Here is a 22,414-nt window from a genome sequence, read left to right on the forward strand (position 1 = left end):
AAAATTGAGGAATGAAAAAATGAAAGCATTTAAAAAAAGAGGTGCCTTAACACATTTTCAAATTTTAAGTGAAATCTCAAAGCAAAACCCTCATCTTAAACAAAAAGATTTGGCAAAAACTTTAGGTATCACCATTCAGGCTGTTTCAGAAAATATTAAGACACTTATTGAACAAGAGTATATAACATCTAAAGATGGCAGATCACCATATAAAATTACCCAAAAAGGTATTGACAAAGTTAAAAGAGATGCTATTTCTCTTAGAAAATACTCTGATTCTGTTTTGGAAACAATGAATCATTATAAAACTGTCTGGCCAGCTATTGCAAAAGAAGATCTTAAAAAAGATGAAATTGTTGGTCTTTATATGGACTCTGGTGTTTTATATGCTCATAAAAAAGAAGAAGATGCGACTGGTGTTGTTTTAGGAGATGCTGCAAAAGGCTGTGATGTAGCATTAAGTAATCTTACCGGTTTAATCGACATGACCATAGGAGAAGCTGTTGTTATTAACCTACCTACTATTAAAGAAGGGGGATCTAATAAAGCTAACCTGGAATTAATTAAAAGTGTCTATGAACAGGGAACAACTAACGGCAGAAAAATAGATAGAGTAGCTATTGCAGGAACTGTTTCCAGAGCAGTAGCTAATATGTTAGATCTCCCAGTTACTATTGAATATGCTGCTCCTCAGGCTACAGCAAATGCAGCTCGTAAAGGATTAAATGTTTTGGCATTATGTGTCGGAGATATGACTAAATCTTTTACCCGTGAACTTGAAGAACAAAAAATAAAATTCGACATTATTGATGGTGGAAAATAATTAATTTTCCTTAACCATTTTTAATAATGCGGCAGCTATGTCTACAGAATCAAAATCTTCTTCCATAGCACCTTCAACTAATTTTACATATTTTTCCAAATTATCTTTTTCAATGGAGTTTTTAACGCTATTCATTAGCTGAGTATTTTTAATATTTTCCATTTCTTTATATGATGGAATTTTTCTTTGTTTGATTTTAGATTTGGTTACTTTTTTAATAGTTCTTAAACTATAGATTTCTTTACCTGCAACAAAGGTAAATGCATATCCCATATTACCTGCTCTACCAGTTCTTCCAATTCTATGAACATAGTATTCGGGATTTTGAGGAACGTCATAGTTAACAACCACTTCAACATTAGGTACATCGATTCCACGTGCAGCAACATCAGTAGCTATTAAGATTTCAATATTTCCATTACGGAATTTATTCATGACTTTATCACGGGATTTCTGATTCATGTCTCCATGAATTCCTTCAGCAGCATAGCCTCTGTTTCTTAAGTTTTTAGCAACCCAATCAACCCTTTTTTTAGTGTTACAAAATACCAAGCCTAAATTAATATCATAAACATCAATTAAACGAGTTAAATTTTCAAGTTTATCTCTTTCTTTTGTTTCAAAATAGTATTGAGTTATTTCAGGAACAGTCATCTGACTTTGAGCTACTTTTAAATGCTTAGGCTTTTTTTGATAAAATTTAGTAATTCTTTTAATTTCCTTAGGCATTGTAGCTGAAAAAAGTAATGTTTGCCTTTGCTTTGGAGTGTGTCTTAATATTTTTTCAATATCCTCTCTGAAACCCATATCCAACATTTCATCTGCTTCATCCAATACTACAGTTGAAATTCCTTTTAAGTCTAAAGTTTTACGTTCAATATGATCTAAAACACGACCAGGAGTTCCAATAACTACATGAACACCTTTATTTAATACTCTAATCTGCCTCCCAATAGGCTGACCACCATAAACCGGTAAAATTTTAAGTTTTTTCATATGGGAACCTATTTTACCGATTTCACCAGCTACCTGAATACATAATTCCCTTGTAGGGCATAAAACAATAGCTTGTGGAGAATTATCAGGAATAAAAATCTTTTGAAGTAAAGGAACAGTAAATGCTAAGGTTTTTCCAGTACCTGTCTGTGCTTGTCCTATTATATCAATTCCTTTAAGAGCTTCAGGAATAGTTAATTCTTGTATTGGGCTTGGCTCTTCAAAACCCATTTCTTTTATTGATTTTTTAATTTCTGCTAAAATTTCAAAATCATCAAATGTTATATCACTCATTAAAGTTAGTATTTGTTAAACTAACTATTTATAATATATTGATAAAATAAAAATTGCCTAATTTAAAAGATTTTCCTTAATGTCCTTTAAACAATGATTATCTTCAGACAAATAATCATTATTTTCCATAAATGCTCTTTTACGACATCCACCACAAATATATTTGGATTCACAGCATCCGCACTTTCCTTTTAAAAGGCTTCTATTTCTAAGATTTAATAAAACATCATTATTTAGCCACATACTGTCTAAATCATCACGAATATTAGCTATTTTTAAATTCCTGAAATAATCACAGGGGTAAATATCTCCATTTCCATCTATTGCCATGTAAAATCTTCCAGCTCCGCAGCTGCCAATATAATTTCCCAGCTCTTTCATAGCTTCCTTGTCATAATTCAAATTAAAGAAATGTGTTGGAATCATGTTCATGCCATTACACTGAATTGTTGAGGTAATATCACCCAATTGAGGATCATTAGTTAATATCTGCATGTCTTCATTGATATTTTCCATATAAATTAGCTTAAACAGTTCCAGTCTCTGATTATCATTTAAATCTCCATTGACAATATCCAGTTTATACCATCCAACTCCCAACTGCTTTAAAAACTCGATTATTTGAGGAATTTCCAAAAGATTATCCTGAGTTACTTCTGTTGAAACTTCCACATAAACATCATTTTCACTATATTTTTTAATGGATTCAACTGCATTTTCCCATAAATTATCAATTCCAAATTTTTCATTATGCTTTTTAGGACTAATGCTTTCCAGAGAAATATCTACAAATTTAACTCCTGCATCAACATATTTATCAATTTTTTCCAGATTAAATCCATTGCTGATTAAGCAGGGATACATTCCTACATCATTTGCATGTTTAATAAATGATGAATCAGTTTTTCCGATAAATGTAATATGTGCAACTCCAAAATTAGCTAATTTTTCTATTGCATTATGTATCTGTTCAAAGGACAGTTCACCATCTGTTAAATCCCATTGAACCTGAAGAGGTGCTGCAGGAACAAAGGGCTTTTCAATTCCTATTTCTCCAAGACCTTTTATTACACTGACCAGACCTTTAGTCCAGTATGAATCCTGCATTAAATCAATCAATTCCTTTTCTGATATTCCAAAAATACTGATGCTGTTTCCGACAACTGTTTTAATTACCGGAACAAGCAATCTACATTTTAAACATATATCTGATCTTTTACCTAAATAATAGTCAATTGCAACTTCCAAAGGATTTTTTCCACACTTTCTGCATTTTACAGTTGCTGATTTGATTAATTTTTGAACAAGAGAACTGCCAACTATATTTTCAAAAGTCTGTACTTTATTTGCAATATCTTCGCTGTCTACATCTTTATTTTTGGTAAAACTCAATTTCATCTCTCCAAAATGTAAATTTCATTAATTAAGATAAAATTAAGTTACAATAATATTTAAATTTAACTAAAGAATTATATTTTAAAAACAACAAAATACTACATATGGAAAACAAAATTATCACTGATTTAAACAAAGATTTGGACATTAAATACCATCCAAATATTAAAGGTGTCCAAATTATCGAAGGTAAAAACAATTTCCCTATTAGCTGGTTAAATCAACAGGGATATTGTGAGTATCAGCTATATCTGCAGTACTTCCAGGGAGTAAAAGTAGGTGAAACACAGGCTATGACTACAGGAACCAATGTACACAACCAGTTAGAAAAGAAGTTCCAGGAAAGTGCAACACCTGCAACCTTTGAGGAAGTACTTGAATTTTCAAAAACTGAAAAAACAGTAACAAGAGAAATGTTTGTAATTTCACCAGAATATGGAATCAGAGGATTTATAGATGAAATATGGATGACTCCTGAGGAATTTGTGATAATTGATGACAAACCAGGAAACAGAGCATATGGATCAACAATAAATCAGGTCAGAGCATATTGTCTTGCATTTAAAAATATGATTAATGACAAAAGAAAAATTGTAGGTGCCTTAAGACAAAGAGGAACTGACAACATATTCTGGAGTGAAGAATTTGATGAAGATGCACAAAAATCAATTAAATTCATAATTGATAGGATGAATGGTTTATTTGAAGGAGAAAAACCATTTATAAAAACAAAAAATCCGAACAAATGTAAAAGCTGCAGATTCCAAAGTTACTGTATACACGATTAAAACACAATATTTATTTAAGTTAAAATACCATATAAAAAACAATGAAAGCTAGAAACCTCTCCTTAATATTACTTATATTATTTGTTGGAGTATTTGCAGTTTCAACTGCTATGCATTTCATGGATAATGAAGTAGCAGCTGCACCTTCACAGGGAACACTTAATATTGAGGATTCCAAAACTCATGAAGTGCGAAATGTACACTATGAAGCTAGTGGAAAATGTTACAAAGTCGTAGACGGAGATACAATCTGGGTAGAAGGTATTGGAAAAATCAGATTTGTGCAGGTAAACACTCCCGAACGAGGAGAACCGGGCTATCACGAAGCAAAAGACTATGTTAAAGAAAAATGCCTTGGAAAAACAGTTTATTTAGACATTGATGATAAAAAACACTACGATAAATACAACAGAACATTAGCTATTGTTTATACTGAAGATTTAGACATAAACAGAGAACTATTAAACGAAAATCTGGCGGAAATTATGTACATACCTCCAAGCGAATTTGCTAAAGGCAGTGTATAATTTCTCATTTTTATTTTTTAAACAGTTCTATGAAGACCTAAATACAATTTATTTTTCTTATATACTTCATCTAAAATATCATTCCACTCTGAAATTTCCAAAAGACCCTTATTTGGAATAATGTCATCAAAATAAGATTCATGTAAATTTAAAATATCAGCCAGTACATAAGTTAAAACTTTACCGCTTGGTTTTAAATCATAAGGATCATAACCAGTAACCATTAAAACCCATATATTATCCTTTGAAGAACTGTTATACTCTTTTTTAAGAGCTTCATACCAATGAACAATTTTATTTTCACTATCTCCTATTTCACCAGAACCCACACTGATATAATAACCTTCATCTGAAAAATCAATAGTTTCAATAGCTTTATTGATTTTATCTTTAAGTTCGGGAGAATCGACAGCTAATTCATATTCTTCATTTGTAATATAATCAGTTAAATAATTCTTAATTTCAGTTTTATTTTTAAAATAATCAATAGGTTGTAATTTATCAGGATCTCGATCACACAAATCAAAAATCAAATCCTCATCTACCTCACAAATTTCATACCCATCAAGTTTATGAGATTTATAAGGTTTAAAGTCCAAGCAATAATTTTCCAAATCATCTTTATTTAAATACCATAAAACCTGCACCCGATTAATCATAAATAACACCAAAAAAAGAAAAATAAAAAATTTTTATCTTAATTCATCAAAAACCCTTGTTTTAGTAATTGAATTTAAAATTCTATCATTTTTACCTAATATTTTACCAATTGCCCAATCAAATATTATTGGGAACCAATATATTTTAGTTAAATTACGGACAATAGCTTGCGGCCATGAAACATATTCTCCGTTGTTGGATCTAACCTGTAAATATAATAAAGCTTTACCAACAGTAGCTCCCTTATACTTTTCACATACAACAAAATAAACCATTATTAAAACAGGCACTACATACGGGAAATAAGAATAAAGTGAATTTATACTATAAGGATTTGCTAACATATACAAAACAAATGATACAATCCACATAAATGCTGAAACTACAAAAAAATCAGCAAGATAAGCTGCAATCCTTCTTGTAAATAAACTTGCCATAATATCACCTAATTAACATACTCTTGGAACAGGATCGGCTATTGGAGCTTCAAGTATTCTTTCCCCACCAATTGGAGTTTCAACAACAACATAATCTCCTTCAATAACTTCACCAATAATAGCTGCATCTTTTCCATATTCTTCAGTTTTAATTGCTTCAAGAACTTCCTCAGCCTTATCAGCTTTAACACCCATAACGACTTTCCCCTCATTAGCCACTTCAAAGGGATCAATACCTAACATTTCAGAAACTGCATGAACTTCTTTTTTAATTGGAATTGCTTCCTGATGAAGTAAAACACCTTTTCCAGATTTTGAAGCCATTTCATTAATTGCATTTGCAAAGCCGCCACGGGTAGGGTCTTTCATAGCAGTAACTCCACCTACATCAAGTGCTTTTTTAACAACATTCCACATCGGAGCAGTATCAGATTTCAAATCAGTTTCAAAACCGAAACCTTCCCTAAAAGACATGAGACTCATTCCATGATCTCCCAAAGAACCTGTGACAATTATTTTATCACCAACTTCCAAAGTAGAATCACGAACAATCTCTCCTTTTTTAGCTATTCCAATACCTGTTGTTACCATTACAATACCGTCAATCTTACCTTGCTCCATTACCTTGGTATCACCAGTAATAACAGCAACATCAACTTCTTCACAAGTTTCATTTAAGGATTTCATTATCCTGTCCAAATCAGCAATAGGGAAACCCTCTTGCATAATAATCGCATTAGAAATAGCTAGCGGTTTAGCACCCATAACAGAAACATCATTAATAGTTCCTGCTGCGGAAATCCTACCAATATCTCCACCAGGGAAGAATAGCGGGTCGATAGTATGGCCATCAGTAGTTACAACAATCTCATAGTCACCTATTGGAATAGTTGCACCATCATCTAAAGCGTCTAAGCTAATACCACCATTAACACTTTTTTTAGTGATATTATCCAAAACAGCACTGGAGATTAAATTAGCCATTACCTCTCCACCAGCACCATGATTCATACTAATTTTATCTTCTGACATTTTATCTCCTAAAAAATAATTAAAGTTATAGTTATATTGTCTGTAATATCAACTATTTAATTATAGTTGTTATATCAGAAATATATTTTTGAAATATTATAGTTGAATTAAAATATTGGATTTCACCTATTTTAATAAACCTATAAAAAAAGAAATAAAAAAATGATTTTTAAAAAGGTGTTTTATGTTTTATAACTTCATTTAATAAAATTCATTTAGAAAATAATTTCATTAAACATATTGAACCAAATAAACCTGTTAAAAAAACCACTATGTAAATAAGAATATTAGATGTGCTAAATAAAGGATTAGTTTCTTCAACTACCTCCTCTGCAGTACTGTTATCTGTTGTATTTGAATTATTAACCTCATCAACATTCATATCTCCAGAATCAGACACCTCATTTTGTGAATCAACACTGGATCCGGCAGATTTTCCGCCAGTAGAACTATGTGTTTTTTCAGCCACTCCCTGAGAACTTTCAGATTGGTAAGTGTGAGAAGCGAAAGAACCACCTGAAGAATGTGACTGTTGATATGAACCGGAATGTGAAGGAGCTGACTGTGGAGAATCTGAAGATGAAGAAACCTCTTCAATATATTCATGTCCGTGTCCAGGATGTGCAGCTACTCCACCTACACAAACAAATATTAGAGAAATTATTGAGATTAACAATAATATATTTTTAAAATTCATTTAAATCAAAAAAATATTAAAAGAATTGCATACTAAAAAATTAATATGCAATCCATAAATACAAAAATTCCTATTTTCTATGTTTCATATAACCTACACCAACTAATATTCCGACAATTAATATGACAATTACTACATATGGCATATAATCTGGATTAATGGATTTAGCTGGAGATTTTTTAGAAACTTCATAAGATTTACCATTATCAGAACCTAAATCAGCACTGCTTGGATCTAATGCATTATTTGAATCGCCAACATTAGAATTACTACTTTGCGGCATGTTACGATTATTATAAACACCTGCACTGCTTGCTGATGAATGAGATATTTCATTAACATTAGAGTTGGAATTAGAGTTAGTATTATTGTTAGCATTAGTATTAGTGTTTGAATTGTTATTCTTTTCTAACTGTTTTAACAAATCTTCTTTAGTTACTGAACCGTCAAGACTCTTAATATAAGACATAGTGTTTAATTCACCAGATCCTGACTTTAATAAATTAAATTGCTCAGCAGTAATCCATTTTTCTTCACTGGTTTTAACAACAAATTTTTCTAAAACATTTGGATTATTTATTCCCTTGTATAAATCAATGAATGCTTGAATTTGAGCAGCGCGTTTTGCTTCAGAAGTAGCATACATACTAGTATCTATTGTAGGCCATTTAAATGAAACAATAACAACACGACCAATATTTAAGTTATTATCCCAAATAACTAAAGCACCCTCATCAGTAGCCCCATCTACATATGTAGAAGTTACATCAGAATCAGGTAATTTTTGAACAAAATAAGTTCCCATACCCGGAGATACACCTAACAAATAAGTCAAACTATCATCTTTACAATAAGTACTAGATGCAATGTAATTATATGATTCATTTTCACCTAACGGATGATTCTGTTGAATATAATCAGTTATGAAAAATCCAGGCTGTACACCAGGACAAACATGATTATGGTATAAAAAAGCCATTATTTGATCAAAATTAGGATTTGATTTCCATGCATTTGCAATAGATTGAATATTATTCCAATTTTTATCAGGCATGAAAGTTTTTTGAATTGCTTTTACTTTTACAGAATTGTTTAAAGTTTCAATCCCAATATCAACAACATTACTTCCATTTAATTCACCGACAAACCATGTTCCATCAGGATTATACCTTAAATAAACTGAGTATAAAACATCAGAATTAGGATTACGCAATATAAATGTAAACCATAATGGTTTCCATAATGCCTGGTGATATTGTAACAAGTTTTTACTGTATAGAGTTGCACCAGCAATTTCATGAAGTCCATCACGTATTACAACAGTTTCTTTACCATTTAAATAAACATAACCTGCAGAAGTAAATATACCTAAATCCACATTATCTTTACCTAAATTAATATTTAATTCCTTTTTAAAAATAGCATTAGCTTTATTGAATGCTTCATAAGCAATATTTTTCATTTCTTTATCAGATAATGAAGCAGACCCATTAGAAGAAACAGTTCTTGTTGCTTTAGGTAAATTTAATGATAAAATATAATTCATATCTAATCCATGAGAATCAATAGGATCAATAGATACATTACCATGAACAACACTTTTTGCAGTTCCCATCAAATAATAGTATTGTTCTTCAGTTAAATTAGTAAATTCATATAAAAATGTTGCTAATTCTTCAGGATTTTTATTAATTTTATTAATCCACCAAGTACAATATTTTAATTCTTCTAAGCTTCCAGCATCAGCATTAATACCAGTTTCGGCTTTAAAATCAGCTTTTATCTTCTTAGAATCAAAACTCATTATAATTAAATCACCAGATAATGATTTTGCATCCCATCTAATAAAACCAATCATGTTTTCAGTAGCGCCAGTTGCAGTGGTGTCAATTCCAACATATGAAGTTTTACCAATTGTAGCATCTAAGAAAAATAGTACTGCATCATCATCAGAGCCTCCAGGAACTCCTAATATTTTGTAGGAAGTAACATCAGCTGGAGATCCTCCACCAGTTAAAGTTTCTTGAACTGGAGGATAATATTTTATTAAAGCTTTGACAATACTGTAACCACCAAGTGTACCTTCACAGATATGTCCATGAAATGCTGCTTCTTGAAGTACTTCTCTAGAAACACCTGCAACCCATCCATTAGCTAAACTTGCAAATGACCAAGCATTTTGACCATGAATAGACTTGAAATAATTATTCCATTGTTCTCTGGTCATATTTTCAGAAATTGTACCTAAGTAAGAATAAGATCTTGAACCGTTTTCATAAATTACTGCTTTTAATTCATTTCCTCTTTTAACAATAAAAGCAAAATCAATTGGATTAACAGCAGTGTCACGCAACATTAAAACATTTGAATATTTAATTTTAGTTCCGTAGTTTAAAATAGCTTCAAGAGCATCTTCAGTTGATTTACCATTTAACTTGGTAACTCCTGCTGTTGTTACAACAAGAATATCATCAGCAGTTTTAAAGTCCAATAACCGGTCTGCATCAGCAGTTACATCACGACCAAGTTTATATGCATCACTAGCTTTTAAATTAAAAGTAATGGAATCACTGATAATCTGACTTTGAGAGATATATCCTGCAGTCAAAGCCGTTATATTATACCCATTAGAAGAATTATCCTTAAATGTAAGAACAAATCTGTTTGAGCTAACCAACTCATTGTTGTATTCTATTTTGTCTTCACCTGAATAAATATAAAAATCAGGAATTACATTATTATTATCGTTTGCGTATTCGTAATTAACCTCTACATTAATTGATTTAGTTGGTGTTAATGTATCAACATTTGTACCATTAACATCTTCTGCACAAACATTGCCCATCATTAAAGCAATTAATGTCACGACCAATAATATAAACACGAATCGCTTCCCGTTATTTTTAACAACCATTAAATCAAACCTCCTTTTTAATTAATTAAATCCGTATCCATGAACAAATGAATACAATCTAATATGAAAAGTAATACATATATAAATATTATTATTACGAATTATGAAAAAAAACTAAAAAAAGTATTACTTTTCTAAAAAGAAATTTAAAACTACCTGCGTAAAATACCTTAACATCCATATTAACTTATTTAACCTCAAAAAATCAATTTTAAAGACCCGACAACAAAACAATAATTATAAAATTCGTTAAAACTTCTGCAATTTAATCAAAATATAATTTAATCAAAAGTAATACTGAATATATTAACAAACTACTAATAAATAATATTCAGTTAATTAAAATGTTTAAAAAGTAATACTTTTCAATGAAAAATGGCAAAAAAGTAATAAAAAGTCTTAAATACATATTACCTTTAAATATATAAGAATATAAATGAAAAAGTGATATAATGCATATACCCGATGGAATAATAACTATAGACCAGGCACTTATCTACTGGATTTTAACAATATTAATTATGGCAATATGTTTCTATAAATTTCAAAAAGACAGTCAAAAAGACAAGAAAATTGTTTCAATGGCTATTTTTAGTGTATTTACAGTAATCATTACATCACTGTCTATTCCTTCACCTCTCGGTGTTCCGATTCATTTCTTTTTAATTCCATTAATTGCAATTATATTAGGACCACATTCCTCAAGTATAGTTGCATTTATAAGTTTAATTATACAGGCATTAGCATTGAATATGGGTGGATTAACTTCTCTCGGAGCTAATTTTATAGTAATAGGCTTTATAATATCTATAACAACATACTTTTTCTACAATTTATTTAAAGACTTAAATGAAAAGTTTGCAATATTTGGAGGAACAGTAATTGGAATTATATTTGCAACACTTGGACAAATAATTATATTATTAATATCTAGAACTATGAGTTTAAACGCATTACTTGCAACATTGCTCCCATTTTACTTGTTTATATCAATAATTGAAGGAGCTGCAAATGTAGTGATTATAAGTGCAATTAAAACTATGAAACCTGAAATAATGAGGATTAATGAGTGATACTATGAATAAAAAATATTTAATTATAATTTTATTAATACCTTTAATCATATCTGCTGTATACGGACATGGAGTTGATGTAACTGCCGATACAATGGTTATTGCAGATGAAACAAACGGACAGCTAGCTAAAGACATAGCTGATTCAAATGGAATGAACATCAGTGTTTATAAATTTACTTCACAGGCTGATGTAGAACATATTTTAGAACATACTGTAAACAACACAAACAAACGCATATTAATGATAGCTTATCAGGATAGTGGAAATGAATTTTTAAAGAAACATTCCGAAGTATCTGATAGGGTTATTGTAGTTGACAATGTTAACAATGATACTATAGAAGACGGATTAAATAAAATAATGAATGCACCAATACAAACTGAAGAATCTCAAAGTTCATTTGCTGTGCCGTTATTCATTGGATTAATAATAGGTATTCTTATTGGTGCGCCAATTGGAGTGCTTTTAATGAAAAGAAAAAATAAGGAATGAAAATTCCTTTAACTCCTTTTTTTAAAAAATAAAGTATAAATCTAAAATAAGTATAAAAAGAAATTTTACAAGCTAATCTTCTAATTTTAGTAAAAAAAGTAAATTTAAATAAAATAAATTATTTAAATTAAAATTCCGTTAAGTACACCGTCTTGACCAGGCCTAGAGGTTACTTTTGCATTACCTTCAGGAGTTTCTACAATAGCACCTTTGGTAATGATGTTCCTTCTTACGTAGTTTGGGTTTGCAGAGTTTTCAATTACACCTAAAACATCTACAACTTGGGATTTACCAGTAGCAGGATCAGTTAAATTCATTTTATTAGCAGTAGCTAATCTGAGTTTTTCGTTTCCTCCACGGGTTCTGATTTTTTTCAATCTTTTTTCATCTACTCTAGTTTCAGCTGGATCTCTACCTAATTCAGCTTTCCTTTTTCCACGGTTTGCAACATTCCTTGCACCAGATGGTAATCTAGTTGATTTTCCTTGAGAAATTGCCATTATTTCACCTAATAAATATAATTAAATAATAATCGCGTCATTAAGCCTCTTTCATTTAAACTGTTGTGACAAGAAGATAAATAACAATTTAAATCTTGAGAGCAATAAAGAGTCTTAAAGAATAATGATAATAAAATATTACTCTTTCATTATATATAAATGTTTTATTTGCCTTTCAAAATAAGAAAAATTTGGATTTTTCTAAAAAAGAAATTATCTAGTAATCACAAACTGAAATGTTTTGTGATGTACTAGATTGTTTATAATTGCTGTCACCTGAAAAAACACAATCAAATGAATATATTCCAGGAGTAACATTTATTCCAAAGGTATTTTCCCCACAAGCATCTGTTGTAACATTAAAACTGTTTTTTTCACCTAATACATCAGTTACAATAATTTCAACAGATTTATTGTTAATTGGTTTATTATAAGCATCACTTAATCTTAAAGTAAATGAATCACCATTATGTAAATTAGAATCACTCATAATCTTCAAATTAGTTTTTTCCTGAGAATATTCTAATGCATAAATTGAAACAATAGCTAAAGCAACTAATGCTACAATAATAATGCAAATATAAATCACATTCTCTTTATCCATAATAAACCAAACCTTAAATTAATTTTCCCGTGAAATTTTTCTATTAAACAATAGAATACTTATACCTAATAATATAATTCCCATTATTAATATAATTATTAGGTTCATAACTATTGCATCTAAACCCTGGCCATAAGTCAGAACCTGACGAATTGCAGTAATTGCCTGATTCCAAGGTAAAATCTCATAAATCTGTATTTGCTGATTATTTATAGTAGCTATAACACAATCAGGTAATGGAATAAATGCTCCTGCGATAAAACTTAATGGAACAGCAATAATTGGAGAAATACTTGAAGCCTGTTTTGCATTTTTTGATAAAGCTACAATTATCAAAGCAACAGCTACTGAAGAAAATGTAGTTACAATACCTACAATACAGGCCAGGAATAAAGTATAAATTCCCCCTTCCCATTTAAATCCAACTAAAATAGCTACCAAAAGCATTATAATTACCTGAATGACACCTACAAAAGACCATGAAATTAAATTTCCAAGTACATAATCTCTTGTTTTCATTTTAGAAAGTCTCAAACGTTTAATCATTCCACTTTCTTCTTCAGTAGCTACATTAGAAGCAACTACCGTTATAGTCATTAAAATTGCAAATACAATCAAACCTGGTGCATATAAATCAAAGGTAGAAGATGAAGAAATATTCAAGTCTTCATATTTTAGCTCAATTTCCGGAATAGTTTGACCTGCAACCTTATTTATAATTTGTTTAGAGAATTCTGAAACAATTCCTGAAATAACACTACTTCCAATACCATAATCTGCATCAATCGGATTTCCTTTAATTACAATCTCCCCTAAACTAGACATATTATTTCCCATATCACTAGTAAAACCTTGAGGAATAATCAGAATTGTAGAAACAGATCCGTTTTCCAGCATTTTTTGAGCCTTATCTTCACTGCTAACCTCATGAACTGTAAATAAACTTTCATTTTCGCTGGAATTAAAGTCTTTAATTACTCCAACCAATTCATTTCCTAAATTAACCCCAGATGCATTGTCATGATTAATGACAGCTATATCCACATCACTTTCCACATTATCTCCAAAACCGATACCGAATATTAACATGAATACTGCAGGAAACAATAATAAGAAGAATAAGTTTTTCTTATCTCTAATTAACTGTTTAAAATTTAATTGGACGATATCAAATATTTTCATTTTAACTCACTCTCTTAATTGTCTTCCTGTTAACTCAATAAATACATCTTCCAAAGTATTTTGACGTATGCTAATATCTACTATTTTAGAATCATTACTTTCAACCAAATGTATTATATCCGGAAGTTTTTTAACTGCATCCAACAAAACAAGAATTATTTTTTCATCAGCTTCAAAGATATTGTTTAAATCAGCAATACTTTTAAGTTTATTGATAATTTTAGTATTGTCTTCAGAATTATCTAATTCAAGTTGAACAGTGTCTCCATTACCAATTATTTGTTTTAATTTCTTTGGAGTGTCTAATTTTAATAATTGACCATGGTCAATAATAGCTACCCTGTCACTTAACATATCTGCTTCATCCATTAAATGAGTAGTTAAAATAACCGTATGGCCTAATTCCTTTTGATGGAGAATATAATCCCACAGCAATCTTCTAGACTGTGGATCCAAACCTTCTGATGGTTCGTCCAAAACAACAACAGATGGATTATGAATAGTAGCCATAGCTATATTCATTCTACGTTTCATTCCTCCCGATAAAGAGGACACCAATTCATCTTTTTTATCTGTCAGATGTAATTTTTCAAGAATTACCAGTATCCTTTCTTTTAAAGTCTTTTTTGGAATATCATACATTTTTCCTATCATGTACAAATTTTCAAAGCAAGTTAGATTGTTCCATAATACAACATCCTGCGGACAAATTCCTATTTCTTTTTCATCAAGATATGAAGAATCCTTTCCATTAAATAATATATTTCCACTTGTAGGTTTTAATAATCCTACCATCATATTAATCGACGTGCTTTTTCCAGCACCGTTTGGACCTAAAAATCCAAATATTTCACCTTTTTTAACTTCTAAAGACAGATTATTTACAACTGCAATCTTATCATATTTTTTAACGACATTTTGCAATTCAATTACAGCATCAGACATTATTTTAACCTCTCCCAATAATTTGACCAGTAAGAGGATTAATTTCTATAACATCTGCAACAGCCCCCTTTTCATCATAGATATATGCATGATAATTATCACCATTTAAAAATGGAGTGCCCGCATAATATCCGTCATCATATTCCTTAAGAACAGAATTTACTGTATGTGTAACAGCAATAGGAACATTATTCTCCTGTGGAGCCATAACTAAAATCCTATTAGATATTACACAATCATTACAATAAGTAGAAATAATATATTCACCCGGATTTAATCTAATATTCAAACTGGCTTTACCTTTGTCATTAGATACTTTATTGTAAAATACTCCGTTAATATTGAAAGTAACACTTTGATTAGCTAAAGGATTTCCGCATCCATCAACAACAGTTGCTACAAAAGAATTTCCCTGAGTTATATTTCCGTCTTTGGCAATTACTGTTGGTAAAACAGTAATATTATTGGAAACCATGCACTCTTTGTAAATTGCAGTGACAATGTATTTTCCAGGGTTTAAATTAATATTTAAAGTAGCTATACCTGATGCATTGGTTGCTTTAGTGTAAAAGACTCCATTAATATTAAATATTACTTTTTCACCTTCCACAGCAACACTGCCGTCATTATTAAGTAATTTAACTGAATATTGTGAAGCATTTCTAAAGTATTTTACAAGTTCTTTATTATCTGCAATATTCGGTTTAACAATTACCTTGTTTCCTATTTGTTCACCATTAACAGGATTTATAGCCGTAATAATATAGTTTCCTGGATATAATCTAATATTCAAACCAGCTATTCCCTTATCATTAGTTGTTTTGGTATAAAAGACTCCGTTAATATTAAATGTAACATTAGCATTGGTAAGTAAATTACCTTTAGCATCTACAAATTTGGCGCTGTACTGGGTTTCATTTCTAAATATTTTAACTATGTCAGAACTTGAAATAGTTGATTTGACATTTAAAATAGAATTAACTGTAATGTTATCTTCCATATAACAGGTTGTAACATTGTAAATATTGCTAACTAAATTAATAGACATTGCAACAATACCTTTTTCATCAGTTACACGATTCATAGTAACTCCGTTAATTGTAACAGTGACATTTTTATTAGCTAATGCTTTTCCTGTTTTGTCAGTTAGTTTAATGATTAATTTAGTTCCGTCATGATAATACATTTCAACATCAGGAACTGTTAAAATACTTGCAATATTTTTAACATTAACATTAACTTTCTGAATTTCATTGTCAACATATGCATAGACAGTATAATCATTTTCAACACTGCTTTTAAATGTTGTAGTGAAATCCAAAGTACCGTTATTGTTTTCTAAAACTCCGCCAGTTGCATTTAATTTAATAGCTCTTAAAGGAACATCTGCATGTACTGCAGTTTTATTCCAAACTAAATCAGCCTTTAAAGTAATCTTTTCATTGACTTCAACAGTTTCAGGATTGGCAGTGAAATTTAAAACTGCAAAACTTTTAGGAACTAAAATATTAACTAATGTAGATGCCCAATTAGGATTATTGCACCCCCACCAGTTATTGTCAAAGTACACTTTCGTAAAATTGCTGTATACCGTATCATTGATAAATACGGAGTTAGATACATTACAGGAAGTAGCTATTAAAGTTATAGCATTGTCTACATCTGAATTATTAATAAATTCGCACCCATAGGCAAATACGGAAGCTGAACCTCCCATATATCCACTATGTGAAAATATAGCTCCTGCACCTCTTGCTGCATAATTGTCAACAAATGATGAATTGTAAATTTCCATATCGGCACAATCCCACTGATAGATAGCTCCACCATAGCAGTCTTTATAAACTCCGTCAGCACGATTTGCTATAAAAACAGAATTGCTTACTTTTAAATTACCATTTATATTTTTAATAGCTCCACCGTTTCTTGATGCAAAATTATTCACAAAAGTAGAGTTGCTTACTTTAAGTATTCCAACATTGGAAATAGCTCCGCCATCACGATTGACAGCTGTATTTTTTTCAAAATAACAGTTTACAACATTCAGTTTTCCTTCACTATCTATAGCTCCTCCACCATAAGCAATGTTATTTTTAAAAGTAGAATTATCAATTGTCAATTTAGCATCTTTAGATACACTAACGGCCCCACCATAGGAATAGTTAAGTTTATCTACATAATTGTTTTCAAAAACAGAATTGGAAATTAAACCATTATTTCCACCCCAGCATATTGCACCGCCATATTCCAGACTGCCATTGCCGTTAATAAAAGTTAATCCATTTAAAACTACATTATCACAGGCAACATTAAAAATCCTGCTGGATTTATTGCCGTCAAATACTACATTACCCATTCCCTGAATAGTTAATTCATGGTTTATTGTTAAATTAGTATTTTTAGCTCCAGTATAAGTTCCTTCATTAACATAAACAGTGTCATTATCTGATGCATAACTTAAAGCCAAATCCATATTATTAAATGGATTTTCCTGTGATCCGTCACCATCAATTGTTGTATTTGTTCCTACATACCATTCGGAAGCATCATTAGCTGATGCTATCGGAATAATCAATAATAAAAACAAAGACCAAAAAAATATAATTTTTTTATTCATTCTCTCACATTTATTAATTTACTCAATTAATAGTATATTAAAAATAAATTATAAATATATATGATAATAAAAAAAGGAAGTATTATTCCTTTTAATAATTACTATCTAATAAAAAATTAAGATCTGGAATCCCATAAGTATTTTCAAATTCATTATTATAAATTTTTACTCCATTTACAAAGATATCAAAGTATATTGAAAGACCATCACAGCCAATACCAATTTTAATATCAGATTCTTCTAAAATTTCTTTTTTAACATTTAAAATATCAGATGCATTATCTATAAAAACAGATACTGGACATCCATTTTTATCAATATTTATAAAAATTCCTTTATTCATTGCATAATTTGCAAAATAGCCATTTTTACCATCTATTTTCCCACAGAAAATATCATTTATTTCATCATAGCTGGAAATTAATCTTTGAGTTTTCATAACATATCACCTTACTTATTGTTATAATCTTATAAAATAAATAATTAACCAAGAAGAGCATTTGAAAAGAAATTATAAGTATTTTTTAAGTAAATAAATAATTTTTAAAGCAATATTTCTAAAACAAACAACATTAACTCAATTAAATATTTCAAAACAATAACAATTTAAATTATCAAAGCAATAATAATAAATAACTAAAATAAAATTGGTGTAAAAAAATTGCCAAAAGAAACAAAAGAACAGCTGGAATTGGAAGCTGAAATTAAAAATCAAGCTCAGAAATTCATAACCAATCTTAATGCAACACTTCCGGAAGTTATGGAATTGGAATATGAAGGATTCTACAGAAGAGGATTTTTTGTAAGTAAAAAAAGATATGCAGTTATTGAAGATGGTGAAATCATAGCAAAAGGTCTGGAATTAGTCAGAAGAGACTGGGCACCAATTGTTAAACAAACACAAAAAGACATACTGAAAGACATACTGAAAGAAGGAAACACCAAAAAAGCAATTAATACCGTTAAAAAAGTTTTAAAAAGACTAAAAAGTGGAAAAATTGAAGGAAAAGAACTGATAATACACACACAAATCACAAAACCTTTAAATGAATACAAACAAATAGGCCCTCATGTAATTGCAGCTAAAAAAATGGAAGAACATGGAATTAAAATAACTAAAGGAACAATTATCCAATATGTAATCATAAAAGGAAAAGGTTCAATTAGCCAAAGAGCAGTTCCTTATGACTATAGCGAAGGATTGGAATATGACAGAGATTACTACATAAATAATCAGATGATTCCAGCTATTGGAAGAATAATGTACTCATTAGGCTACACAAAACAAGATTTGGAAGATTTAGCACAAGGAGAAAAACAAACAAGTTTAGATGCATTTTTCTAATAAAACTTTAAATAAGACTAAAATAATAGGTAAATATAATGATGCATAATAACCCTGATGATGACCGTGTTGTATTTTTTGATGTAGATGATACTTTACTTGACACATCAACATTTGCACAAACCGCAAGAAAAGCAGCTATTGAATTAATGGTAGACAATGGACTTCCATTAGATAAAGATGAAGCTTATGGTGTTTTAAAAACTATTATAAGACAAAAAGGTTCAAATTACGGCAAGCACTTTAATATTTTAACAGAAGTAGTTTTAGGTCATGAAGACCCTATGCTTGTAGCATTAGGTATGATAACTTACCATAATGTTAAAATAGCTCTTTTAAGACCATTTGCCGAAACTATTGACACACTAATTTATCTTAAAAGCCAAGGATATCGTTTAGGTGTTATTTCCAATGGAATTACAATCAAACAATGGGAGAAATTAGTAAGACTTAATGTGTACTCTTTTTTTGATGCTGTAATCACCTCTGAAGAAGTAGGGGCAAAAAAACCAGATAAATTAATCTTTGATGTAGCTCTAAGAAAAATGAATGGTGATCCTGAAAAATCAATAATGATTGGAAATAAATTTAAAGAAGATGCACTTGGAGCCGTGAATGCCGGAATGAGTGCAATACTTGTTAATTCAGATGTTACAGAAGAAGACAGAACATACATCAGAAAAGAACAGTTAGATATCACCATTATTGAAAATATCGGTGATGTGAATACAATATTATAAATCCAGTTCCAAAGTAACCGGACAATGATCAGAACCAAAAACATCATCTTTTATGGTTGCTGATTTTACTTTATTTTTAAATTCTTCATTTACAAAGAAATAATCCAGTCTCCAGCCGGCATTACGGTCTCTTGCACGAGTTCTATAACTCCACCAGGTAAAATTATCTCCAGAATTATCAAACATTCTGAAAGTATCAACAAAACCGCTAGCCAGCAAATCATCTAACCATTCACGTTCTTCAATAAGATAACCTGATTTACCTTCACAATTATCCGGATTATAAACATCAATCGGATTATGAGCTATATTGACATCACCAGTAATGATTAAATTCTGACCCTGATTTTTTAAATCTTCAAGTAAATCAAGCAAAGCATTACAGAAGTCTATTTTATAGTCTAACCTTTTAGCATTCATTCCACTATTTGGAAAATAAATATTGAAAAGAGTAAAATCACTATATTCAAGTCTAAGTACACGACCTTCCTTATCCAGTGCTTCAACTCCCAAACCTCTAATAACATTTTCAGGTTTGATTTTGGAAAATGTGCCGACACCGCTATATCCTTTCTTTTCAGCTTCATTAAAATAAGAGTTAAATCCACTGACATTGGTTAACTTTTCAGGTATTGAATCTTCAGTAGCTCTAACTTCCTGAAAATTAATAATATCTGCATTAGTATTACTAAACCAATCCCAAAACTCTGGCTTTTTACTGGCTGCTCTGATACCATTTACATTCCAAGAAACGAGCTTAACTGACATTTATAACCTAACTCCATTTGTTGTAGGCAATTCACGAAGCCATTTAATATCACTTTTATAAAGCATACGAATATCAGAAATATCATATCTAATCATAGCTAATCTTTCAATACCTAAACCAAACGCAAGAACAGGAACATCTACACCTAACGGTTTAAGAACTTCAGGTCTAAACATTCCAGAACCTCCAAGTTCAATCCAGCTTTCCTTATCTTCAAGGTAAACTTCACATTCAGTAGACAAATAAGTGTATGGGAAGTAAGCAGGTCTGAATCTAACTTCAAAACCTAATTTTTTATAAAATTCTTTTAAAAAGCCCATTAAGTTTTGATAGTTAACACCTTCACCGCCAACAAGCCCTTCTACCTGATGGAACTCCGGCAAATGTTTATAAGTAATAGTTTCTCTTCTAAATACCCTACCTACAGAAAACATTTTAAACGGAGCTTCATGCTCATATAAATATCTTGTTGAGATTCCAGTTGTATGTGTTCTTAAAACTGTTTGTCTTGCAACATCCTCATCCCAGTCATATTGCCATCCTGTAGAACCTGTGTCTCCACCGGTATTATGAATTTCAGCAGTTTCATCAACTAATTTCTGATCCGGCAAATCACATGTCAAAGGATTTTTAACATAAAAAGTATCCTGCATTTCACGGGCTGCATGATCTTGAGGCTGGAATAAAGAATCAAAGTTCCAGAATGCAGAAGCTACAATAGAACCATTTTCCTCACTGAATCCCATGTTTAAAAAGATTTCTCTGATTTCATCAATAATTTCCCTTAAAGGATGTTTTTTACCTGGGAAAATTTTTGGAGCTTCAGCATTAATATCATAAGGACGGTATTCTAAATCTTTCCATTCCCCGTCTTTTAATTGTTGGTGTGTTAATTGAGTAGCTTGTTTTTGAATAGTGAAACCTTCATTTAATATAGCTTCACCTTTATCTAATATTTTAAAAGAGTGTGAGGTGTTCTTTTTAATATTTAAAATATTTTTCCTGTCATTAAGTTTTTTAAATCCGTCTAATAATTCAGGAGGTAAATTACTTTTAATAGAATTTTTAGCTTCCTGCAAATGTTTTAATAACTTTTCATCAGTTCCTAATATTTTAAAGGATTCCTGACCATGTTCAGTAATAGTTACAATGCCTTTATTGATTTTAGCCCAATTTTTACGAACTAACCAGCCAATAGCTATGTTAGTTTCTTTTTTATCAATATTAGCATCTTTAGCTAAATCTCCCATGTTCATTTCTTTTTTGGAAGACAATACTTTAAGGATTTTACGTTCTGGAAGTCCCCCATCTGCATATTCATTTCCATTATCAGTTAAAGAAATAACTTCTTCAACATCCTTATCCACTTCAATAATATCCTTAGAAGCAAGGGAACCTGCTGCACTCATAACAGATTTAATATCCATTTGCGTATTTTTAGCTATTTCCTCAGGAGTTGCATCAGGATTAGTTTCCAATTCTTTTAAAAGTTTTTTCTCATAAATATGTAATTCACTAATGGTTTTTTTAATATCCCCACTCATTTAAACACCTTAAATAATAAATAATATTATAATATA

At 30.3% G+C, this 22,414-nt stretch carries 22 protein-coding genes; 7 read left to right on the forward strand and 15 right to left on the reverse strand.

Annotated elements, in window-relative coordinates; genetic code table 11:
• The first annotated feature begins 19 nt into the window (after positions 1 to 19).
• Positions 20 to 823 (forward strand): winged helix-turn-helix transcriptional regulator, encoded by an 804-nt coding sequence (locus tag ACMC9J_RS01505; protein ID WP_250416026.1) that lies wholly within the window; start codon positions 20 to 22, stop codon positions 821 to 823.
• Here ACMC9J_RS01505 and ACMC9J_RS01510 read toward each other — a convergent pair whose 3' ends face one another.
• Both ACMC9J_RS01510 and ACMC9J_RS01515 read right to left on the reverse strand, forming a co-directional pair.
• Complete coding sequence (locus ACMC9J_RS01510) at positions 824 to 2,113, reverse strand: DEAD/DEAH box helicase (RefSeq protein ID WP_019265332.1); 1,290 nt, start codon at positions 2,111 to 2,113, stop codon at positions 824 to 826.
• A gap of 57 nt (positions 2,114 to 2,170) precedes the next feature.
• Positions 2,171 to 3,505, reverse strand: a complete 1,335-nt coding sequence (locus ACMC9J_RS01515) for an SPASM domain-containing protein (protein ID WP_427003440.1) — start codon at positions 3,503 to 3,505, stop codon at positions 2,171 to 2,173.
• Between the two features lie 107 nt (positions 3,506 to 3,612).
• Between ACMC9J_RS01515 and cas4 the strand changes: the two genes are divergently transcribed.
• Together cas4 and ACMC9J_RS01525 are read left to right on the forward strand one after the other, a co-directional pair.
• Positions 3,613 to 4,296 carry a CRISPR-associated protein Cas4 gene (gene cas4 / locus ACMC9J_RS01520; RefSeq protein ID WP_427003441.1) on the forward strand — a complete coding sequence of 228 codons (684 nt, stop codon included), beginning with the start codon at positions 3,613 to 3,615 and terminating at the stop codon, positions 4,294 to 4,296.
• Between the two features lie 119 nt (positions 4,297 to 4,415).
• Positions 4,416 to 4,823 carry a thermonuclease family protein gene (locus ACMC9J_RS01525; protein WP_029143262.1) on the forward strand — a complete coding sequence of 136 codons (408 nt, stop codon included), beginning with the start codon at positions 4,416 to 4,418 and terminating at the stop codon, positions 4,821 to 4,823.
• A 17-nt stretch (positions 4,824 to 4,840) separates the two neighbouring features.
• Here ACMC9J_RS01525 and ACMC9J_RS01530 read toward each other — a convergent pair whose 3' ends face one another.
• From ACMC9J_RS01530 to ACMC9J_RS01550, 5 genes are all read right to left on the reverse strand, one after another.
• Positions 4,841 to 5,482, reverse strand: coding sequence for a hypothetical protein (locus tag ACMC9J_RS01530; RefSeq protein WP_094516188.1), 642 nt, complete (start codon positions 5,480 to 5,482; stop codon positions 4,841 to 4,843).
• A gap of 33 nt (positions 5,483 to 5,515) precedes the next feature.
• On the reverse strand, positions 5,516 to 5,920 hold the full coding sequence (locus ACMC9J_RS01535; RefSeq protein WP_019268161.1) for an RDD family protein: 405 nt from the start codon (positions 5,918 to 5,920) through the stop codon (positions 5,516 to 5,518).
• Between the two features lie 12 nt (positions 5,921 to 5,932).
• Positions 5,933 to 6,952 (reverse strand): hydrogenase expression/formation protein HypE, encoded by a 1,020-nt coding sequence (gene hypE, locus ACMC9J_RS01540; protein ID WP_019268160.1) that lies wholly within the window; start codon positions 6,950 to 6,952, stop codon positions 5,933 to 5,935.
• Between the two features lie 211 nt (positions 6,953 to 7,163).
• On the reverse strand, positions 7,164 to 7,649 hold the full coding sequence (locus ACMC9J_RS01545) for a hypothetical protein (protein ID WP_295870599.1): 486 nt from the start codon (positions 7,647 to 7,649) through the stop codon (positions 7,164 to 7,166).
• 70 nt (positions 7,650 to 7,719) lie between these two features.
• On the reverse strand, positions 7,720 to 10,563 hold the full coding sequence (locus ACMC9J_RS01550; RefSeq protein ID WP_427003442.1) for an FmdE family protein: 2,844 nt from the start codon (positions 10,561 to 10,563) through the stop codon (positions 7,720 to 7,722).
• 452 nt (positions 10,564 to 11,015) lie between these two features.
• Here ACMC9J_RS01550 and ACMC9J_RS01555 point away from each other — a divergent pair, with 452 nt between their 5' ends.
• Positions 11,016 to 11,636 carry an energy-coupling factor ABC transporter permease gene (locus ACMC9J_RS01555; protein WP_427003443.1) on the forward strand — a complete coding sequence of 207 codons (621 nt, stop codon included), beginning with the start codon at positions 11,016 to 11,018 and terminating at the stop codon, positions 11,634 to 11,636.
• Positions 11,629 to 12,132 (forward strand): hypothetical protein, encoded by a 504-nt coding sequence (locus tag ACMC9J_RS01560; RefSeq protein ID WP_427003444.1) that lies wholly within the window; start codon positions 11,629 to 11,631, stop codon positions 12,130 to 12,132. Before ACMC9J_RS01555 ends, ACMC9J_RS01560 begins: the two co-directional genes overlap by 8 nt.
• 122 nt (positions 12,133 to 12,254) lie before the next feature.
• On the opposite strand, the gene ACMC9J_RS01565 is transcribed toward ACMC9J_RS01560, so the two are convergent.
• The 6 genes from ACMC9J_RS01565 to ACMC9J_RS01590 form a co-directional block, all read right to left on the reverse strand.
• Complete coding sequence (locus tag ACMC9J_RS01565; protein WP_004033374.1) at positions 12,255 to 12,632, reverse strand: 30S ribosomal protein S8e; 378 nt, start codon at positions 12,630 to 12,632, stop codon at positions 12,255 to 12,257.
• Between the two features lie 217 nt (positions 12,633 to 12,849).
• A complete protein-coding gene (locus tag ACMC9J_RS01570; protein ID WP_400253741.1) occupies positions 12,850 to 13,236 on the reverse strand; it encodes an adhesin in 387 nt (128 codons plus the stop codon).
• A gap of 18 nt (positions 13,237 to 13,254) precedes the next feature.
• Positions 13,255 to 14,418 carry an ABC transporter permease gene (locus ACMC9J_RS01575; protein WP_019266978.1) on the reverse strand — a complete coding sequence of 388 codons (1,164 nt, stop codon included), beginning with the start codon at positions 14,416 to 14,418 and terminating at the stop codon, positions 13,255 to 13,257.
• A 6-nt stretch (positions 14,419 to 14,424) separates the two neighbouring features.
• Entirely contained in the window at positions 14,425 to 15,363 is a 939-nt protein-coding gene (locus tag ACMC9J_RS01580) for an ABC transporter ATP-binding protein (RefSeq protein WP_019266977.1), read from the reverse strand.
• A gap of 4 nt (positions 15,364 to 15,367) precedes the next feature.
• A complete protein-coding gene (locus tag ACMC9J_RS01585; RefSeq protein ID WP_427003445.1) occupies positions 15,368 to 17,980 on the reverse strand; it encodes a hypothetical protein in 2,613 nt (870 codons plus the stop codon).
• Positions 17,981 to 18,071: 91 nt separating this feature from the next.
• Positions 18,072 to 18,419: a hypothetical protein gene (locus tag ACMC9J_RS01590; RefSeq protein WP_094516185.1), complete on the reverse strand. Its 348-nt coding sequence runs from the start codon at positions 18,417 to 18,419 to the stop codon at positions 18,072 to 18,074.
• A 222-nt stretch (positions 18,420 to 18,641) separates the two neighbouring features.
• Here ACMC9J_RS01590 and ACMC9J_RS01595 point away from each other — a divergent pair, with 222 nt between their 5' ends.
• Both ACMC9J_RS01595 and ACMC9J_RS01600 read left to right on the forward strand, forming a co-directional pair.
• Positions 18,642 to 19,325: a DNA polymerase domain-containing protein gene (locus tag ACMC9J_RS01595; protein ID WP_019265320.1), complete on the forward strand. Its 684-nt coding sequence runs from the start codon at positions 18,642 to 18,644 to the stop codon at positions 19,323 to 19,325.
• Positions 19,326 to 19,363: 38 nt separating this feature from the next.
• Positions 19,364 to 20,065: a TIGR02253 family HAD-type hydrolase gene (locus ACMC9J_RS01600; RefSeq protein ID WP_019265319.1), complete on the forward strand. Its 702-nt coding sequence runs from the start codon at positions 19,364 to 19,366 to the stop codon at positions 20,063 to 20,065.
• On the opposite strand, the gene ACMC9J_RS01605 is transcribed toward ACMC9J_RS01600, so the two are convergent.
• Both ACMC9J_RS01605 and ACMC9J_RS01610 read right to left on the reverse strand, forming a co-directional pair.
• Positions 20,060 to 20,833, reverse strand: a complete 774-nt coding sequence (locus ACMC9J_RS01605; protein ID WP_019265318.1) for an exodeoxyribonuclease III — start codon at positions 20,831 to 20,833, stop codon at positions 20,060 to 20,062. The two genes, ACMC9J_RS01600 and ACMC9J_RS01605, sit on opposite strands and share 6 nt — an antisense overlap.
• Entirely contained in the window at positions 20,834 to 22,378 is a 1,545-nt protein-coding gene (locus ACMC9J_RS01610) for a phenylalanine--tRNA ligase subunit alpha (RefSeq protein ID WP_019266974.1), read from the reverse strand. It lies immediately after the preceding gene.
• Positions 22,379 to 22,414 lie beyond the last annotated feature (36 nt).

The organism is Methanobrevibacter intestini, from assembly GCF_047402955.1.
Lineage (GTDB): Archaea > Methanobacteriota > Methanobacteria > Methanobacteriales > Methanobacteriaceae > Methanocatella > Methanocatella intestini.

Excerpts from the sequence above, each read along its gene's own strand:
- ACMC9J_RS01505 (WP_250416026.1), top strand. The coding sequence starts at position 20 with ATGAAAGCATTTAAAAAAAGAGGTGCCTTAACACATTTTCAAATTTTA.
- ACMC9J_RS01510 (WP_019265332.1), bottom strand. The coding sequence starts at position 2,113 with ATGAGTGATATAACATTTGATGATTTTGAAATTTTAGCAGAAATTAAA.
- cas4 (WP_427003441.1), top strand. The coding sequence starts at position 3,613 with ATGGAAAACAAAATTATCACTGATTTAAACAAAGATTTGGACATTAAA.
- ACMC9J_RS01525 (WP_029143262.1), top strand. The coding sequence starts at position 4,416 with ATGGATAATGAAGTAGCAGCTGCACCTTCACAGGGAACACTTAATATT.
- ACMC9J_RS01530 (WP_094516188.1), bottom strand. The coding sequence starts at position 5,482 with ATGATTAATCGGGTGCAGGTTTTATGGTATTTAAATAAAGATGATTTG.
- ACMC9J_RS01535 (WP_019268161.1), bottom strand. The coding sequence starts at position 5,920 with ATGGCAAGTTTATTTACAAGAAGGATTGCAGCTTATCTTGCTGATTTT.
- hypE (WP_019268160.1), bottom strand. The coding sequence starts at position 6,952 with ATGTCAGAAGATAAAATTAGTATGAATCATGGTGCTGGTGGAGAGGTA.
- ACMC9J_RS01545 (WP_295870599.1), bottom strand. The coding sequence starts at position 7,649 with ATGAATTTTAAAAATATATTATTGTTAATCTCAATAATTTCTCTAATA.
- ACMC9J_RS01550 (WP_427003442.1), bottom strand. The coding sequence starts at position 10,563 with ATGGTTGTTAAAAATAACGGGAAGCGATTCGTGTTTATATTATTGGTC.
- ACMC9J_RS01555 (WP_427003443.1), top strand. The coding sequence starts at position 11,016 with ATGCATATACCCGATGGAATAATAACTATAGACCAGGCACTTATCTAC.
- ACMC9J_RS01560 (WP_427003444.1), top strand. The coding sequence starts at position 11,629 with ATGAGTGATACTATGAATAAAAAATATTTAATTATAATTTTATTAATA.
- ACMC9J_RS01565 (WP_004033374.1), bottom strand. The coding sequence starts at position 12,632 with ATGGCAATTTCTCAAGGAAAATCAACTAGATTACCATCTGGTGCAAGG.
- ACMC9J_RS01570 (WP_400253741.1), bottom strand. The coding sequence starts at position 13,236 with ATGGATAAAGAGAATGTGATTTATATTTGCATTATTATTGTAGCATTA.
- ACMC9J_RS01575 (WP_019266978.1), bottom strand. The coding sequence starts at position 14,418 with ATGAAAATATTTGATATCGTCCAATTAAATTTTAAACAGTTAATTAGA.
- ACMC9J_RS01580 (WP_019266977.1), bottom strand. The coding sequence starts at position 15,363 with ATGTCTGATGCTGTAATTGAATTGCAAAATGTCGTTAAAAAATATGAT.
- ACMC9J_RS01585 (WP_427003445.1), bottom strand. The coding sequence starts at position 17,980 with ATGAATAAAAAAATTATATTTTTTTGGTCTTTGTTTTTATTATTGATT.
- ACMC9J_RS01590 (WP_094516185.1), bottom strand. The coding sequence starts at position 18,419 with ATGAAAACTCAAAGATTAATTTCCAGCTATGATGAAATAAATGATATT.
- ACMC9J_RS01600 (WP_019265319.1), top strand. The coding sequence starts at position 19,364 with ATGATGCATAATAACCCTGATGATGACCGTGTTGTATTTTTTGATGTA.
- ACMC9J_RS01605 (WP_019265318.1), bottom strand. The coding sequence starts at position 20,833 with ATGTCAGTTAAGCTCGTTTCTTGGAATGTAAATGGTATCAGAGCAGCC.
- ACMC9J_RS01610 (WP_019266974.1), bottom strand. The coding sequence starts at position 22,378 with ATGAGTGGGGATATTAAAAAAACCATTAGTGAATTACATATTTATGAG.